We start from the raw sequence: 17547 nt of genomic DNA on the forward strand, positions 1-17547 counted from the left end.
AGATCACAGATCAAATCATATAATTGCCATTATCGAAGTAATTAGTAAATTTACAACCTGTAAATCCAACTTCCATCACACTCGGCGTTCAAATTTTACTTAGGGTTGATCAATGAGTTTACTAAGTGTCCCATTTGTTGGAACAGGCGCAGACACCGCATTACACGTCGTAGCTGGCGTTGTGTTGGTCGCAACAATCGCAGCTGCATGTTACGGCTTTTGGCGTGTTCATGAATTACCAATCAATAAAGCCCACAGTAAAGAGCATCACCAGCTCGGTTTAATCACAGCTTTAACTTGGATTGGCTTCATATGGCACTGGGTATGGGTACTTGCCGTCATTTTAGCGTTTGTTGATATGGAAAAAGCCATCATAAACCTGAGAGACACATGGAAAGCACCTGCGGAACCAACAGGACAACAAGTTAAGAATGATCAAGATGGGGAGAGCCAAACATGTTAGAAGGCTTAGCTCTGTGGGCACTGTTCATCTATCTACTTAGGCTTATTGGTATGCCATGGAACAAGGGCACCAAAGCATTTTCTTATCTAGGTGGTACATCATGGTTATTGTTTGTTTGGGTTGGACTCATTAACTACACGCCGATGGATCTCTCTGGAGGTTCAGTCGTTCAATCACCACACATTCAGCTACGTCCAGATTCAACCAATGTGTCAGGCAAAACAACCAAGGTTCACATTAGACCGAACCAAGACGTGATTGAAGGTCAGCTCATTTACGAAATTGATGACACCAAATATGTTATTGCAAGAGATAAGGCTAACGTGCAACTTGAATCGGCGAACGTTGCTTTGGATACCGCTCACCAAGAAGTGAGCATCGCTAAAGTAAGCTATCAGTCAGCGCTTGAAGATATCAAAGCCTCTGTCGCTCAGATAGAATCAGCAAAAACAGATCTTGTTCTGCAATCTAAAACACTTGACCGTTACCAAAAGCAAAACAAAGTTGTAGAACATACGATTACTGAGACTGACATCGACCAACAAACGGCAAAGGTAGACTTGGCAACGTATAACGTCACCACATTGGAATCTCAACTAAGTAAGAAAGAAGTTGATGCTGAGAACGCGAAGTTAAACATCCACAAAGCAGAAACCAACGTCAGTAAGAAACAAACTGAGGTAGATTCGGCAAAAGCAACATTGGCTCAAGCTCAATGGGATTTGAACAGTACCAAAGTAACTGCGCCGACTGACGGCTTTGTAACTAATTTCATTCTTCGTGAAGGACAGCGAGTATCAATGATGCCTCGTATCCAAATGTACACTGAAGAAAAATACGTGTTAATGCGAGTGAATCACCAAGCTATTCGTAACGTAAAAGTGGGCCAACCTGCTGAGTTTGCAACGGCGGTATACCCAGGCAAGATATTCTCCGCAACCGTAGAAGGCATTGTTGAAGCGACGGGTGAAGCACAAGCTAGCCTATTAGGTATTGATGAACAAGTTCGTGTCACCACAGGTCGAAACCTTCAGAACAAGCACCACTTTGTCCGCTTAAAAATTGACGAGGCGGAAGGTTACGATATTCCAGTCGGCTCTGTAGGGTTAGCTTGGGTAAGCGGTGAGAAGCCGATCAGCTTTATGGCGTTCCTAGACGTAATACGCGGGATCATCATTAGAATGAAGTCCCAGTTATATTTCTTCTACTCGATCTAATACTTGTTTTAGATAAAACGATACAAAGCCCGTGAGATCTGAGATCGCACGGGCTTTTATCTATTTTACCGTTAGTTGCAGACAGAGCAGCAAAAATCAAAAAACTAAGCAGTATTCAGTATTCAGTATTCAGTATTCAGTATTCAGTATTCACTTTTATCGTTTATTCCTTAATGACAAGCAATACAAATCGCAAAATGCAATTGCAAAACGCAACTGCCAACTTCCAAAATGCAAGCAAACCGTTTAAATACGCACCAAATTGCTATAAAATACCCATTTTACGTTGCTTTAAAAGTTGGCACACTAACTGCAATGTACATATTGACCCTTCTTAAGCCGAGGGTCACCTAGCCAACTGACGTTGTTAGTGAACCTTTCTTGTTCACGATATATATAGGCCAATTGCGAGTATTGCGATTGGCCATTTTTTTGCCTGCAATTTAAGAAACATCGCCCATCCAATATACAGACACCCATTCATAGTCATAATCGCTAGCATTCATAGTGAAGTTCAATTCTGGCTCATCACCTACGCCATAGAAAACGTTTTCTAATTATTTTTTAAGAATAAATATGAAAAGTAACCTTATGTTTTAAATGTCTATTTTTAACATAACCGCCTTAATAGATGGCTTATTGATAAAACTAGCATTGACTATGTTATTTATATCACGATAATGCGCACGTTTGCCTGCAATACGGCGACCGTTAATTTTAATTTTGAACAATTGCGGAGGTAAAAAATGGCTGCGGATAATAACTACAGTCTTGGGCCGGTTCCAACATCGGCTAGGAAAGGAGTTGCTTCACTCACCATGGTAATGCTTGGACTCACTTTCTTCTCTGCAAGTATGTGGACAGGTGGTTCACTCGGGACAGGTCTTTCTTTCAACGATTTCTTCCTCGCCGTTCTCATCGGTAACCTAATTCTTGGTATTTACACTTCTTTTCTTGGCTACATCGGCTCATCTACTGGCCTCTCTACTCATCTCCTTGCTCGTTTCTCTTTTGGTACTAAAGGCTCATGGCTTCCTTCTGCTCTACTTGGTGGTACACAAGTCGGCTGGTTTGGTGTAGGCGTTGCCATGTTCGCAATTCCGGTACAGAAAGCCACAGGCATTGATACCAACACCTTGATTATTGTGTCAGGCCTTTTGATGACAGGTACGGTGTACTTCGGTATTAAAGCGCTAATGGTGCTTTCAGCAATTGCGGTGCCCGCGATTGCAATTTTGGGTGGTTACTCAGTACTAACAGCCGTAGACAGTGTTGGTGGACTAGAGCAACTGCAGCTGATTAAGCCAGAGACGCCAATGGACTTCTCAATGGCACTAGCAATGGTTGTAGGTTCGTTTGTAAGTGCAGGTACGTTGACTGCCGATTTCGTTCGCTTCGGTAAAAAGCCAGCAAGCGCCGTGTTAATTACAATGGTCGCGTTCTTCATCGGTAACTCGCTGATGTTTATCTTCGGCGCAGCAGGCGCAGCAGCAACCGGTCAGGCTGATATTTCAGATGTGATGATCGCGCAAGGTCTACTGCTTCCAGCCATCATCGTGCTTGGCTTGAATATCTGGACAACCAATGAAAATGCACTTTATGCGTCAGGTCTGGGTTTATCTAACATCACAGGTCGCTCAAGTACTACAATGTCTATCATTAACGGCATTATCGGTACGATTTTCGCGCTTTGGTTATACAACAACTTCGTTGGTTGGTTAACCTTCCTTTCGTTAGCGATTCCACCCATTGGTGGCGTAATCATCGCCGACTTCTTCGCGAACCGTAAACGTTACAAAGATTTTGCAAATGCAGAGTTCCAAACCGTTAACTGGGCTGGCATTATCGCGGTAGCAACAGGCGTAGCCGCTGGTCACTTCCTACCTGGCATCGTTCCTTTGAATGCCGTGTTTGGTGGTGCAATCAGTTACCTCGTGCTAAATCCTCTATTGAACAAAAAAGCTCTGAAATCTCAGGCCGCTTAAGGACACACTATGACAACCTTATTAATCAAGAACGCGAAACTTCAAGACCAAGAGGGCTTGAAACAAATTCTGATTGAAAATGGTCAATTTTCTCGCATTCTCGATAATGACGCGCAAATCAACCATCAGGGCGAAACTCTTGATGCAGAAGGCGGCATTGTTGTTTCTCCTTTCTGTGAACCGCACATTCACCTAGACACGACTCAGACAGCTGGTGAGCCTAACTGGAATATCTCTGGTACCTTGTTTGAAGGTATTGAGCGTTGGGCTGAGCGTAAAGAATTATTATCAATCGAAGACGTAAAGTCTCGTGCCAAGCAAACACTGAAATGGCAGATAGCTAACGGGGTTCAACACGTGCGTACACACGTTGATGTGTCAGACCCAACGTTAGTGGCGTTAAGAGCGATGGTTGAAGTCCGCGAAGAGATGAAAGAGTGGGTCGACATCCAAATCGTTGCATTCCCTCAAGAAGGCATTCTTTCATACCCTAACGGCAAAGAGTTGCTTGAAGAAGCCGTGAAGATCGGCGCTGACGTTATCGGTGCTATCCCTCACTTTGAATTCACTCGTGAATACGGGGTTGAATCTCTGCATTACGTGTTCGAGCTTGCACGCAAGTACGACTGCCTGATCGACGTTCACTGTGATGAGATTGACGATGAGCAATCTCGCTTCGTTGAAACGCTGGCAGCCCTTGCGCACAAATTCGAAATGGGTGAGAAGGTAACGGCAAGCCATACCACAGCGATGGGGTCCTATAACGGTGCTTACGCATCTCGCTTGTTCCGTCTATTGAAGATGTCTGGTATCAACTTCGTGGCTAACCCGTTAGTGAACATTCACTTACAGGGTCGCTTCGACGACTACCCGAAACGTCGTGGCGTAACGCGTGTTAAAGAGATGCTCGCAGCAAATATCAATGTGTGTTTCGGCCACGATGATGTGTTTGACCCATGGTACCCACTGGGTACAGCGAATATGCTTCAAGTTCTGCACATGGGACTGCACGTAACGCAAGTGATGGGCTACGACCAAATCAACACCTCACTTGATTTGATCAGCAAGAACTCAGCACGCACACTGCATATCCAAGACAACTACGGCATTGAAGAAGGTAAGCCAGGAAGCTTACTAATTCTTCCTGCAGATAACGGTTTTGATGCAGTACGTCGCCAAGTTCCAGTGCAGTACTCTATTCGCCACGGAAAAATAATCGCAGAGACTCAACCAGCTAAGACTAAAATTAACTTAGATAAGACTGAAGATATCAACTTCAAACGATAATATCGTCTATACTAACGAAGAAAAGGAGGCTTAGGCTTCCTTTTTACTTTGTCATGGCGTGTAACTTTATAAACCTATCAGCTGTTGTAGGTAGTTTTTGTTAACAAGCGCAACATGACAAAAAAACTCGCTGATTTATCAATCAATGAGTGTACAACCCGAAAGACTGTGTTAACATGCACTCGCTCTGTTAGCCGGAGTTATTTAAGTTAGATGAATAGTAAAAAATGACATGTAAAATCGTTACCCGTTTTTGTAAGTAGTTTTTCCTTATTTCTTAGCAATATTAAATAATTCAATTATCAGCGCATTGCAGTAATGCAATCAACAATTTAGAAAATTTATGAATAAGGGACAAATTATGTCTAACACAAATACTGGCACTGTAAAATGGTTTAACGAAGAGAAAGGTTTCGGTTTCATTTCTCAAGACAACGGCGGCGCTGACGTATTCGTACACTTCCGTGCTATCGCTTCTGAAGGTTTCAAAACTCTGAAAGAAGGCCAAAAGGTTTCTTTCGAAGTTGAAAACGGTCAAAAAGGCCTACAAGCAGCAAACGTTGTTGCTCAATAATTAGCTTTTAGCTAAAAAGAATTTTAAAGCGCTGATTTTTATCGGCGCTTTTTTATGCCTGAAATAAACTTCCACTGAGTTACTACCTCTTCCACACTCACCCGTATTACCCATTTTTCGGCAGAGTGTTTGAACAAGCTTGGCTAACCCATTATTGACCGCGATTGGTATTACAGCCCCCCTCACCAACAGCCGCCCCCACCCAACCGGACCACTCCTCTTTGGTCAAATAACACCCTATTTATTATTCGATATAAATATGCAATCGATTTCCATAATGAAAATGAGTTGTTTACCCAATCCTCATCCATTAATTATATAATTTTTAAAGCAAAGATCGGTAAAATCCGCTAATCTTGGTCGCAGTGGCTTAGTTAGTTTGGTATCTGCAGTAAAAATCATGAAAAAAGACGAATTTCAAAAATCCACCGCAAATCTAAAAAAAGCGGTGCCTCTTATGATGAAGAACCGGGTGTCTACTACACCTGCAAATTACGCACTTTGGTACACCTATGTTGACAATGCTATCCCACAGCTGACTAAAGACATGGATGGTATCTTGGAATACTATGGCATTTGTCCTCCAGCCGTTGGTGAGCAGCTTTACAATAATTATGTTGCTAGCAAGTCTGAAACGAATATCAATGACCTCCGCGCTAATTTAGAGTTGTTGGTCTCGGAAGTTTCGAATTCGATGAATGACACACTGACCGATACCTCTGCTTTTTCTGAGATGATTGATAAAAGCTTCGAGGATTTGGCCCGCGTTGACAATGAAAGTTTATCGATCGATGAAGTCATGTCTTTAGTTCGTCAGTTAGTTTCTGAATCTCGTCATATTCGTCACTCTACTCAATTTTTAAATTCTCAGTTGAATTCTGCAACATCAGAAATCACTAAGCTAAAATCTCAGCTGGTAGAAGTGCAGAAAGATGCACTCTTTGACAGCACAACGACACTCTATAACCGTCGCTCTTTCGACCGTGATATAGAAACCCTGTGTGAAGCGAAACAACCTCTGTGTTTGATTCTTCTCGATATCGATCATTTTAAAAACTTCAACGACACTTATGGCCACCTATTTGGTGACATGGTTCTTAAAGGCATTGCGCGCAAATTAAAACAAATGTGCCGTGAAGGTATTTCTGCTTACCGATTTGGTGGTGAAGAGTTCGCGATAATCGTGCCAAACAAATCATTACGCATTGCACGCCAGCTTGCTGACACCAACCGCCGCTCTCTAGAAAAGCTATCGATTAAAGATCGTCGTAGCGGGCAACAGGTAGGTAGTATCACCGCATCGTTTGGTGTTGCTGAACTTGAACCCGGTGAATCGGCACAATCACTGATCGAACGCGCTGATAAGCTACTTTACGAAGCGAAGTCACTTGGTCGAAATAGAGTGATGCCGCTGTAATCTGCAATCATCTAAAAAAATTACAGTTAAACGGCGTACTTACTAAGCTCTAGACTCAAAAATAGACTCGCAATTAACATCGAAAGCAAAAAGCCCCAATCAATAACCAGTAGGTTAATCGTTGGGGCTTTGTCGTTTATGCATAGTCGTCAGTGTTTAATGCTAAATACATTCAGAGTGTTTAGCACTACACTGGCTCTACATCTTTCATAAAAACCAAAGATGTAGCTGTGACATTAAAGGGCGTAGCAATAGTTAAGACAGTAATCTTCACCACTCTTAGCTCGGAACTCTTTGTCTTCGCTGCATGCTTTTGGTTTGCCCTTCTCATCACCTTGAACTAAGCTGATCCAGTGACGTATTGCTGTAGTGATGCCTTGACGCTCAGTATTCGTTTGTACCGCTTCCATTGGCGACTGGCCAAACGTGGTGCACGACTCTAACTGAATATCATCGATATCGACCAATTCAATACACCCCGTCCCTTTATGACAACCAAACATCACTTCTAAATGGCTTCCACTGCTATCTCGGAACAAGATTGAGTCTGGGTCACACTTCTCACCCATGTAAGCTACAAACTGCTTAGGGTGCTTTAGACCGCTGTGTTGGCCATCTTTGAAATAAGCCATGATATGACGGTAATCAACTACATAGCTCGTTACATCTTGATGTGAGCCGTTCTCTAATGGGAACAATCTGTCTAGCAGTTGCTTCGCTTTGAGTTGCTTCTCAGTTTGCTGTTTGGCACTGATAGTCTCCACGGCAAAGACAGCTTCAGCGATAAATGGTTTTGTTTGTTTTTGGATTTCTGTTTTATCGAATGTCAGCATATTCATAGTCTTTCCCTCTTGACCAACCCGGTGAACATTCACCGATTTTTATAGCAAAAATGTGTCCTAGAGCAATTATTCCAAACTAACGTTTAACTTATTTGTCATTTTGTGAATTGCTTAGTTTGTAGACTAGCGCTTTTTTGCCTACAATTTCACAACAAAAATTTTACAATGTGAATTTTACAAATATGGCCTTGTCAAAAAGTTTAGTTCGTCAGTCTCATTTCCTAGGTACGAAAATACGTAACCTAAGAAAACGTAACCATTTAACGATGGAAGATCTGTCTGCGCGTTGTATTAGAATCAACCCAGAATACGCACCTTCCGTTTCTTACCTTTCAATGATTGAACGTGGAAAGCGCGTCCCAAGCATCGATATGCTAGAAGTAATCGCGCAGGTCTTTCAGAAGAACCCAACCTGGTTCCTTGACGACGAATCTGAACAACAAGCCATTGCTCCTGATAAAGGGAATCGTGGTGGGATAAGTGGCATGGCACTCGAGCCTAGCTTTCTTTTCTCCAACGACATCCTGCAAATTGCAATTCCAGAGATGCTATCTCAAACGGGGATCTCAGGCCGCCAGTTTGCACACCTCTTAATTCGAGCACACCAAGAAAGCAATCAGAACCACTTCCCTGACCTTGAGCGCGCAGCGGAAGAAGTTGGCTTAAAACGTCTTAACCTCAGCGTAGAAGATCTGATAGACATCGCTAGAAGCCTAGAAATTAACATCCGTTGGGTAACACGCACACCGAAAGACGTTGTTGATGAACTCGGAATTAATGCCAAACAGCTAGTCACTTCGTTCTTTGAACCTCCTAGCACAATCTTCTTAAACGAAATCCTGAAAGAGTACCCCACTCGTCTGAAATACGATTTATCGGTCTATATTGGCCATTGTATTCTGCATAGCAAAGAAGGCTTAAAGAGTGTGTTGTCGGTCGGCAACAACAACACATGGGACGACAACCAGGTTTCAGGCTCTTCGCAACTTAATTCTCAAGATATTCTTCAAGCATGGCGAGACTTTGAATCTAGCTTCTTTGCTGGCGCACTTCTTTGCCCCAAAGTTCCATTTAGACAGTTGCTTGACCGCACTGGTTACGAAATCGACGTTCACAAAAGAGCGGGGGTTTCCCCCTCTGTTGCTATGCGTCGAATGACGGTAGTATCGCCCTACCCTCACTGGCACTACTTTGATGCTTATGGGCCAGGGAAACTCAAGGCGGTGTACCGCGGGAACGGGATTCCACTGCCTTGGGGAAATATGAGAACTGTTGCCGACCCATGTCAACATTGGGCTGTGTTTCGTCGATTGTCAGAACCTCGCGCAGGGAGTTCGGCTCAAATATCTATTTTAAATGTGGGTGATGAACCAAGAATCTACTGTTGTGAATCCATCAATATGACGGATCCTGCAGGTAACAATCGCGTATTGTGTGCTGGCATAGACCTTAACCCTGCAATTGATGCACAAGGCGGTAATTCAAGAGACATTGCAGAGCAACTTAAAGCATCATGCGTTAACAATGGTGGCTCTGTGGTAATCCCGCGTAACATCAAGAAAGACCTCACGACAATAGCCAAGATTCTAAATATAAATTGGATTGAACGTGGGATTGAGACAGAGGCTAGGCTTATCTGCTCCCGAGGTGGAGAATGCCCGCGCCAACCAAGCTGTTACTCAAAGTGTGGTGAGTGTTAGCGCAAGAATGGTATGAGCATGATTAGTAAATTGTCGTGCTCTGCTTGTTTTGCTTTAGCTAACTGCACTTAATAATAAGTGTAGTAATAACAATTAATAAAAAGTAATACCAACAAGTAGAACTCAAAATTCAGGCAAAAAAAAACCAATCACAAAAGGGTGATTGGTCATATATTTTGTGTGAACAATATGGGTTCACTAACAACGTCAGTTGGCTAGGTGACCCTCGGCTTAAGAAGGGTCACTATTACTAATGCACTATGCGTGCCAACTTTAAATATACGTATTTACTACGCATCTGAACACGTATTCGACATAAATGCCTGTTTGTTTTGCAAACTGAAATTGCAAATTGCAAAACCCAACAAATCGCTAGTGATTATGTTGTTATTAATAGATCATTAAAGATTAATTTCTCTTCCTATAAATACCTACTTTTCAATAAATTCGATAGCTTCAACTCTGAAGAAACCTCTTCTTGTTTGCTTAGGGCGTGTTGATCTTTCGAGCTGATTTTTGCAGCGAGTTGCTGGGTATTTATACAAGGCAGAGGTTTCGATGTGTAGCTAGCCTACATGAGAAGCCGATAACGTAGTAGAAATGACCAGCAAACGCTGCCCAAAGGGTTCAGCTAAAAGCGTTTTAATCTTTGTTGAGGGAGATTTGCTTAGAATGACTAGGCGACTTCCCCCTCGCCGCGATTAAAACACTTTTAGCTCGAACAAAATTTAACCGCGAAAGGTCAACACGCCCTAATTACACCCATAAAAAAACGCGAACATTGAAATTCAATATTCGCGCTTGTTCGAGTTCGATAGCAGGAAGTCGTCAATGAACGAGAACCCTCCTACGAAGCGATCTCGTTACATAATCTTTGTAAAGCTACGTGACAAACGTTCTGTCTACTATTTCTGAGATGCAGGCTTAGAACGGCTTCTAGATGGTGAAGGTTTGTTACCTGTAGGCTTGTTACCTGATGACTTGTTAGACGGTTTGCTCGAACCATTACTTCCACCGAAACCAGACTTTTTAGGTTTACCTGCACCACCTGGCTTGCCAGAACTATTCGTAGAAGGCTTATTACCGCGCTTATAGTTGCTGCCATTATTTCTTAAAGACTTATCATCACCAGCAGCTGCAGAGTTGCTGTCTGAAGCTTTGTTGCCTGAGTTAGGCTTACGCTTTGGAGCAGATCCATTACCTGCTACATGACGCTTGTTCTTGCCTGCTGGCTTATGGCCGCGAGCATTCTCACCAGAACGTTGGCCATCCGAGTGTTCGCGTGTCTTTTTCGGTTTCTTAGGCTTAATCGGACGCGAATCCAAGCGAGATTCTGGTAATTTGTTTACGGGTGCAAAACCTTCCAGTTCACGACGCTCCAGTACTTGTTGAATAAGGCGTTCAATACCGAATAGCTCACCCACTTCATCTGCACAAACCAATGAAATTGCTTTACCAACTTCACCAGCACGGCCAGTACGACCAATACGGTGAACGTAATCTTCTGATACGTTTGGAAGGTCGAAGTTAACCACTTGAGGAAGTTGTGGGATATCAATACCACGAGCAGCGATATCGGTCGCTACGAGTACTCGTACCTTACCGGTTTTAAAGTTCTCTAAGGCTTTAGTACGCGCGCCCTGGCTCTTGTTACCATGGATAGGAGCAGAAGTGATGTCTTGTTCTTCAAGGAAACGAGCAAGCTTATTTGCACCGTGTTTTGTTTTGCTGAACACCAACACTTGTCGCCAATCATTATCTTTGATCAGCTTAGCTAGCATTGGCGCTTTTTTCTTTTTATCTACTGGATAAATACTTTGTTCAACAGTTGGTGCTGTTGAGTTTGCAGGGCTTACCGAGATTTCAACTGGGTTATTTACTAAGCCTTTAGCCAAGCTACGAATATCATCAGAGAACGTTGCAGAGAACAGTAAGTTCTGACGCTTCTTCGGTAGGAAAGCCAAGATCTTACGGATGTCGCGGATGAAACCCATGTCTAACATGCGATCAGCTTCATCTAATACTAGAATCTCTAGCTGATCAAAACGCACTGCATTTTGGTTGTATAGGTCAAGTAGACGACCCGGTGTTGCCACCAACACATCACTACCTTTACGAAGTTTTTGCATCTGAGGGTTAATTTTCACGCCACCAAACACGACCGTAGAAGTAAGCGGTAAGTTAATACCGTATTTAACTACGCTGCCATTCACTTGCGCAGCAAGTTCACGGGTAGGTGTTAGCACTAGTGCACGAACTTGGTTCTGACGTACGCGAGGGCCTTTTGATAACATTTCAAGAATAGGTAGCGTGAAGCCAGCAGTTTTACCTGTACCTGTTTGAGCAGCGGCCATTACATCTTTGCCCGTTAGGACAGCTGGTACGGCTTTCTCTTGGATTGGTGATGGCTTATCGTAACCTTGTGCTTCAATAGCTTTAAGGATCGGTTCAGAAAGGCCAAGGGAGGTAAAACTCATAGATTATTTTCTCAGTTGAATAACATTTAGTATGAGCAACGCGCAGAAATAAGTCGTTGCTACAGCTTTCGCTCATCAATAGGATTGATAAGGAGCAAAGCGCGGTATTCTGAGGCTTTTCCCCACATTCAGCAACTAAATTCTAATAGCAGATCCAATCCAACCTATAAAATTTGTCGTTTCTGTTCGTACATTTTTTCATCAGCCGCTTTGAGTAGTGCATCGACACCAGTGTAGTTATTGTTGTGAATTACCCAACCAACGCTGATTCGAAGATAAATCGAGTGCGTATCATAAACAACAGGTGTGCTACATATCGCTCTTCGAAGTTTAGCTACAATCGAAGAGACATGTTGATCATCAATGATGCGTGGTAACAAAACTAAGAACTCATCACCACCGATTCTCGCAACGATATCTGAACCACGTAGTTCACTCTTAATGCGATTAGCACACTCAATAAGCACTTGATCGCCAGCCGCATGACCAAAAGTGTCATTGATCGCTTTAAAGCCATCCAGATCGATATTTACCACAGCAAAGGTTCTTGCTCTCTGCTTTTGGGTGACTTTGAACGCCTGCTTTAGGCTGTACATAAAGTATCGACGATTAGGTAACATGGTGAGTTCATCATGCATAGAGCGGCTATCTGCAATTCGGTACAGGCGATAAATAGTAAAGAAGGCAAACGCCAGCACTACCATTATGGAGTAACCCACCAGCCTTACCGCTTGAATTCGATACCAAGGTTCATCCATCAATACATGTTCGTTACCAGAAAGAGCAAGGTACCAACCACCATGTGGGAAACTCACCTGTTCAGTGGCAAACGCATTGTCGAACACACCTTGAGTGCCATAAAAGACTGCACCATCTTTACCTGAACTGTTTGCACCACGAATCGCGAGTTCATACTTGTTCTCGATCTTGCCGATTCCGACATCGTCAAACAGCTCATCTAAACTAATAACGGCACTGGATACACCCCAATAGTCTTCGTTAAAAGGCGGGTCTCGAAAGATCGGAGTGCGCGTAATGAGGGCTTGCCCGCCTTGAAACAACTCAAAAGGGCCGGCAATAAAGGTGTTGCCAAGATTACGGGCTATCTCAACAGACTCCCATTGGTCTGGATAATCACGATAATTAATACCGAGAATCTGCTCATTGCCTTCCATAGGGTAAACAAAGTTTAGAATGTCGTCTTTGGCTAGCCCAATAAGACGAATATGGAAACCATCTTTAATAATACTTTCAGCAATCTTGTCCCAATTTTTCACCTCACCATCAGGGTTTATGGTCACTAAGGTCGAAAAATTATTGAGGATATACATATCTGACACGATCGCGGCTTCTATTCGAGAACGAATGATCGATAGCTGCTTTTTTGCCTCAGAGTAGGATTCATCTTTCAGGTAGGATAACTCTTTAGAGTGAAAAAACTCGATAGCACTCATTACCACTAAAAAAAACAGTAAAGATAATAATTTGGCAGGCCATTGCTTGCTAGAACCACTTGGCATTCAGACCCCCTAAACCTTTTTGTTCTTAAATTTGCTCATATCAGACTAACTCTTTAAGTATGCCGTTAAGCTATTTAAATACATACACTTAGCCTAGTGCTCATTTCATTATTGAGTCATTCATCACTTAAAGTCCATTAGACACATTGATTACTGAACCAAATATCGAATCAATCTTATTAAAGATTACAATGTATTGACCAAAACCTTACATTGAAAGATTCATGAGTGTTATTTTATATTCACAATTAATCAGCTTGGTACCTTACGAACATGAAGCTAAAAACGCTAACTCTGTGCACATTGTTATCAATCTCAGTTGCGGTTGCTGTTCACGCACAAGCTACTTCAGATACGCTAACGGCTTTTGACACACAACAGACTGTTACTATACAAGAGCCCGTTAACATACAAGCAACAATCGTACCAAATGTTCAATCACAAGCTGGTGTTCTCGACTCTCGAGAGCAATCTTTTAAACAATCCGCCGATCTGATTCGCACAACCTACGAAAGCCAACTTTACACTCTGCCTGCATTCAAAGAGGGTCACTATGGTTTGCGTATGTATCGACAAACATTAGACGACAAATATTCTGCCGCGGTATGGAGTGACATGGCACGTGTCGCAAGTAAGCTCAGCCGCTTGTCGAATGATGTTCACACCATGGAACAAATCGTACTGTACTCAGAAAAGCGTGTTGCTTCCTATGTTGGCGATAGCGATGAACGCAGTGTTCGACGCTACAACATCACCAAGCACATGCCAGAATATCTATATCTTGGTGTTGACCTTCTCGGCTCTATGGCGCGCGCCAATGAGTACGGTTTAGAACACAAGAACGATGTCAAACTGCGCGAGATTATTCGTCGTTATGACTTTTCACGATACGTGACCAATGAAGATATGGTGAAAGCGTGGGCAGCCCAACTCGCTAATCAAGTTTACTGGCTACGCCAATTAGGTGAACAAGATGTCGTTGATGAATTTGTCGATACCTTCAAAAAAGCCTACCCAGACGATAACGACAAGAAGCTTTCAAGCCAGCAATACGGCAATAAGATCTATGGTATGACACATGTGATCTTTGGAGATTCTGAGTATTACCAGCACCAAGTAAGCGAGCAAGAACACCAATGGGTCTACGATTACTTCAGAGAAAACATCGATACGATCCTGCTACGAGCTAAAGAGGATGTGATTGCTGAGGTTGGGTTGACTTTCTTACTAGCCGGTCTAGAGAATGACCCGGTTGTAGAGAAAACTAGGCTTGCAATCCAGGCATCTATCGATAAGACAAAAGGCATGATCCCTTCGGTCACCGGTGATTTTGATCTCAAGTATGGAGAGCACCGCAACGTACTCGCTATCATGCTACTCGATTGGCAGCAAGTGAACGAAGCACCGACTTATGAAGGTAACCCTAAAGTATTTACTAACATCCCTTACGGACTAGTTGAAAATCAACCGCTGAAGCACTAGCCATAATACTTAAGTTGATTTTAGAACCCAAAAAGCCGCAAACCTCTCAAGGTCTGCGGCTTTTTAACTCTTACCACACCAACACTTCATTCAGGCTCAGGATACGACTTTGTTCATCACTATCGTGAAATCCCCTTCAGCGTAACCTTCTATCAAGGAAACATCATCACAGAGTGTTTTACAGAATCGATATACGCCTTGAGGGTGATAACTCATCAAGGTATTACGTGAAGGATATTGGCTTGAATTGAGCAGATTAAAAATCACCGTCTGATTCGCTAGTCCAAACATACGAGTAATCATGTTAGTCAGATAATCCGAGTCGCGAGAGATGTAATTCAATGAGCCACTGGCGATAACTACATCGTGTACCTCAAGGCTCATTTGGCTCATATCACCCGACAAAAACCGACAACGATCTTCTGTATAGCTCTGTTTCGCCTTCTTTAAAAAGCCTGCGTGTTGGTCAACGCCGGTGTAAGATTGAATGCGATAGATGCTGGCGAGCAACTCAAACAGCTCGCCATAGCCACAACCCAAATCTAAAATACTCTTCTTTTCAAAGTCAGCCGAACGAGCAATCACTTCAAAGCGACATAATTGGCTCTCTTCGCTAGTCCACCCTAAAGCTTTAGCCTTATCGCCATTCGCTCGGTTAGCCTGTTTGCGATGATAGCGATACACTTTCCAACGATCGAGCCAGTGCATTCAAACAAATCTCACTTCAATGAACATAAGTACGCCTCAATAAACTTAGACGTCGGAATTTGAAGAAAAGAGCCCACCGCTTTTATAACCGATCGCATAGCAAACCACGGCGACAGTCACAAACACCAAAGCTGAGAAGACATAAGCCACCGATGCAGCGACGCCAGTGCCCCATACTACGCTAAACACCAAACCGAGATACGCTTCTTGCGGCCACTGATAGATAGGAAACTGAGTACCACCAGCAATAAGATAAATCATCGCAAACAAGCCAATGAAGGTAGCAATAAGACCGATGAGAACGCGCATGTTCATAGAGAGACCCTTGATAAATTTGAGCTTGGTTGCCGTATTCTTAGTCGGAACGGAATATTCTTATTCGGAGCCGAGTGTTCTTAATAGAAACCGGATTTTCTTAATTGAAGCCGAATGCTATTAATCGCAACCTAATGATATTCAAGTATATCGGATAAAACAGGCCTGCTCTATTACTCTTCCGAGTGAGCCTTATACACCGCATAGCAATAAAAGTGGTGGTTCAAAATCTGAATCAACTTAACGAGCAGGCACAAAAAAGCGGACACCCTTCTCACGTTAAATCCGCAAGAAAGGTGCCCGCTTCAACTGAATTTAGGCGCTTGAACTGAATCTCGCTTAAAGCAGGATGAAGATACCCGCTAAACACGCACTCATTAGGTTTGCAAGCGTACCAGCAGCGACTGCTTTCAAGCCTAAGTTTGCCACTTCAGCACGACGCTCTGGTGCCATAACACCGATCGAACCTAGCTGAATAGCGATAGAGCCAATGTTAGCAAAGCCACATAGAGCAAACGTCACGATGACTTGGCTATGTTCAGATAACAGCGCTTTGTTCTCAACGAAATCGATGAAAGCAACAAACTCGTTCATTACGATCTTCTGACCAATGTAAGAACCCGCCATTAAGACTTCATCACTCGGGATACCAATCAGCCATGCTAAAGGCGAGAACAAGTAACCGAAGATAGCTTGCAGCGTAATACCCGCAAAACCGAACGTCTCACCTAAGCTTTCTAGGCCAGTGTTCACCATCGCAATTACACTCACGAATGCAATCAACATAGTACCGACAGCCACCGCGACTTTCATACCGTTCATCGCGCCGCTTGCCAGTGCATCGATCACGTTGCTTTGGTCAGCTTTATCGAGTTCGATATGGTCGTAGTCACTTGGTGTGCTGCGCTCAGGAACGATGATCTTCGCCATTAACAGACTACCCGGAGCTGCCATGAAACTTGCTGCGATAAGGTATTTAAGTTCAACACCTAAACCAGCATAACCACCAAGCACACTACCCGCTACCGACGCCATACCACCTGCCATTACAGCAAACAGTTCCGAACGAGTCATAGACTTTAAAAACGGACGAATAAGAAGAGGAGACTCACCCTGGGAAAGAAAGATATTACCTGTCGCTACCAAGGATTCAGCTTTACTGGTGCCCAGCAGTTTTTGCACCGCTCCGCCCAAGATTTGAATCACTTTTTGCATGATACCGAGGTAGTAAAGTGCCGAAATCAGAGCACTGAAGAAGATAATGATTGGAAGTACGCGTATCGCGAAAATGAAACCTTCAGTTGCAAGGTCGCCGAAAAGGAATGCGATACCAGCGTCTGCAAAACCAAGCAGGCTAGAAACGCCATTACTTAGGCTCGTTAGCGCCAATTGTCCCCACGGGAAATATAACACCAAAGCCGCGAAGCCGATTTGAAGTAATAGTGCACGAGAGACTGTTTTCCAGTTAATCGAAGAACGACTTTCAGATAGCAGGTACGCACAAGCAATCAGTGCAAGAACACCGACAAAACCAAATAGAATATTCATAATGTGTCCTAG

The 17547-nt window shown here is 43.3% G+C and carries 14 protein-coding genes; 8 read left to right on the forward strand and 6 right to left on the reverse strand.

The window, feature by feature from the left end; genetic code table 11:
* Positions 1-112 precede the first annotated feature (112 nt).
* The 6 genes from MED222_RS17790 to MED222_RS17765 all read left to right on the forward strand — a co-directional run bounded on the left by MED222_RS17790 (position 113) and on the right by MED222_RS17765 (position 6943).
* Positions 113-463: a hypothetical protein gene (locus MED222_RS17790; RefSeq protein WP_009845693.1), complete on the forward strand. Its 351-nt coding sequence runs from the start codon at positions 113-115 to the stop codon at positions 461-463.
* Positions 457-1680 (forward strand): HlyD family secretion protein, encoded by a 1224-nt coding sequence (locus tag MED222_RS17785; protein WP_009845694.1) that lies wholly within the window; start codon positions 457-459, stop codon positions 1678-1680. The genes MED222_RS17790 and MED222_RS17785 overlap by 7 nt, the downstream gene beginning before the upstream one ends.
* A gap of 746 nt (positions 1681-2426) precedes the next feature.
* Positions 2427-3665, forward strand: a complete 1239-nt coding sequence (codB, locus tag MED222_RS17780; RefSeq protein ID WP_032499239.1) for a cytosine permease — start codon at positions 2427-2429, stop codon at positions 3663-3665.
* A 9-nt stretch (positions 3666-3674) separates the two neighbouring features.
* Positions 3675-4952, forward strand: a complete 1278-nt coding sequence (locus MED222_RS17775; RefSeq protein WP_009845696.1) for a cytosine deaminase — start codon at positions 3675-3677, stop codon at positions 4950-4952.
* A 361-nt stretch (positions 4953-5313) separates the two neighbouring features.
* Complete coding sequence (cspE, locus tag MED222_RS17770; protein ID WP_004730009.1) at positions 5314-5526, forward strand: transcription antiterminator/RNA stability regulator CspE; 213 nt, start codon at positions 5314-5316, stop codon at positions 5524-5526.
* 400 nt (positions 5527-5926) lie between these two features.
* A complete protein-coding gene (locus MED222_RS17765) occupies positions 5927-6943 on the forward strand; it encodes a GGDEF domain-containing protein (RefSeq protein WP_009845697.1) in 1017 nt (338 codons plus the stop codon).
* 236 nt (positions 6944-7179) lie between these two features.
* Here the strand turns inward: MED222_RS17765 and MED222_RS17760 are convergent, their stop codons facing one another.
* The gene (locus MED222_RS17760) at positions 7180-7782 is read right to left on the reverse strand and encodes a malate synthase (protein ID WP_009845698.1); all 603 of its coding nucleotides are present in this window, start codon (positions 7780-7782) and stop codon (positions 7180-7182) included.
* A gap of 170 nt (positions 7783-7952) precedes the next feature.
* Between MED222_RS17760 and MED222_RS17755 the strand changes: the two genes are divergently transcribed.
* Positions 7953-9485, forward strand: a complete 1533-nt coding sequence (locus MED222_RS17755; RefSeq protein ID WP_083784035.1) for a DUF3612 domain-containing protein — start codon at positions 7953-7955, stop codon at positions 9483-9485.
* 905 nt (positions 9486-10390) lie between these two features.
* On the opposite strand, the gene MED222_RS17750 is transcribed toward MED222_RS17755, so the two are convergent.
* Positions 10391-11962, reverse strand: coding sequence for a DEAD/DEAH box helicase (locus MED222_RS17750; RefSeq protein WP_009845700.1), 1572 nt, complete (start codon positions 11960-11962; stop codon positions 10391-10393).
* 164 nt (positions 11963-12126) lie between these two features.
* On the reverse strand, positions 12127-13482 hold the full coding sequence (locus MED222_RS17745) for a diguanylate cyclase (RefSeq protein ID WP_009845701.1): 1356 nt from the start codon (positions 13480-13482) through the stop codon (positions 12127-12129).
* A gap of 273 nt (positions 13483-13755) precedes the next feature.
* On the opposite strand from MED222_RS17745, the gene MED222_RS17740 reads away from it, so the two are divergent.
* Entirely contained in the window at positions 13756-14964 is a 1209-nt protein-coding gene (locus tag MED222_RS17740; protein WP_009845702.1) for a DUF3541 domain-containing protein, read from the forward strand.
* Positions 14965-15060: 96 nt separating this feature from the next.
* Here MED222_RS17740 and MED222_RS17735 read toward each other — a convergent pair whose 3' ends face one another.
* From MED222_RS17735 to MED222_RS17725, 3 genes are all read right to left on the reverse strand, one after another.
* Positions 15061-15672 (reverse strand): class I SAM-dependent methyltransferase, encoded by a 612-nt coding sequence (locus MED222_RS17735; RefSeq protein WP_009845703.1) that lies wholly within the window; start codon positions 15670-15672, stop codon positions 15061-15063.
* Positions 15673-15717: 45 nt separating this feature from the next.
* Entirely contained in the window at positions 15718-15987 is a 270-nt protein-coding gene (locus MED222_RS17730; protein ID WP_009845704.1) for a hypothetical protein, read from the reverse strand.
* Positions 15988-16326: 339 nt separating this feature from the next.
* The gene (locus MED222_RS17725; RefSeq protein WP_009845705.1) at positions 16327-17535 is read right to left on the reverse strand and encodes a NupC/NupG family nucleoside CNT transporter; all 1209 of its coding nucleotides are present in this window, start codon (positions 17533-17535) and stop codon (positions 16327-16329) included.
* Positions 17536-17547: the final 12 nt, after the last annotated feature.

Source organism: Vibrio sp. MED222 (assembly GCF_000153005.1).
GTDB lineage: Bacteria > Pseudomonadota > Gammaproteobacteria > Enterobacterales > Vibrionaceae > Vibrio > Vibrio tasmaniensis_A.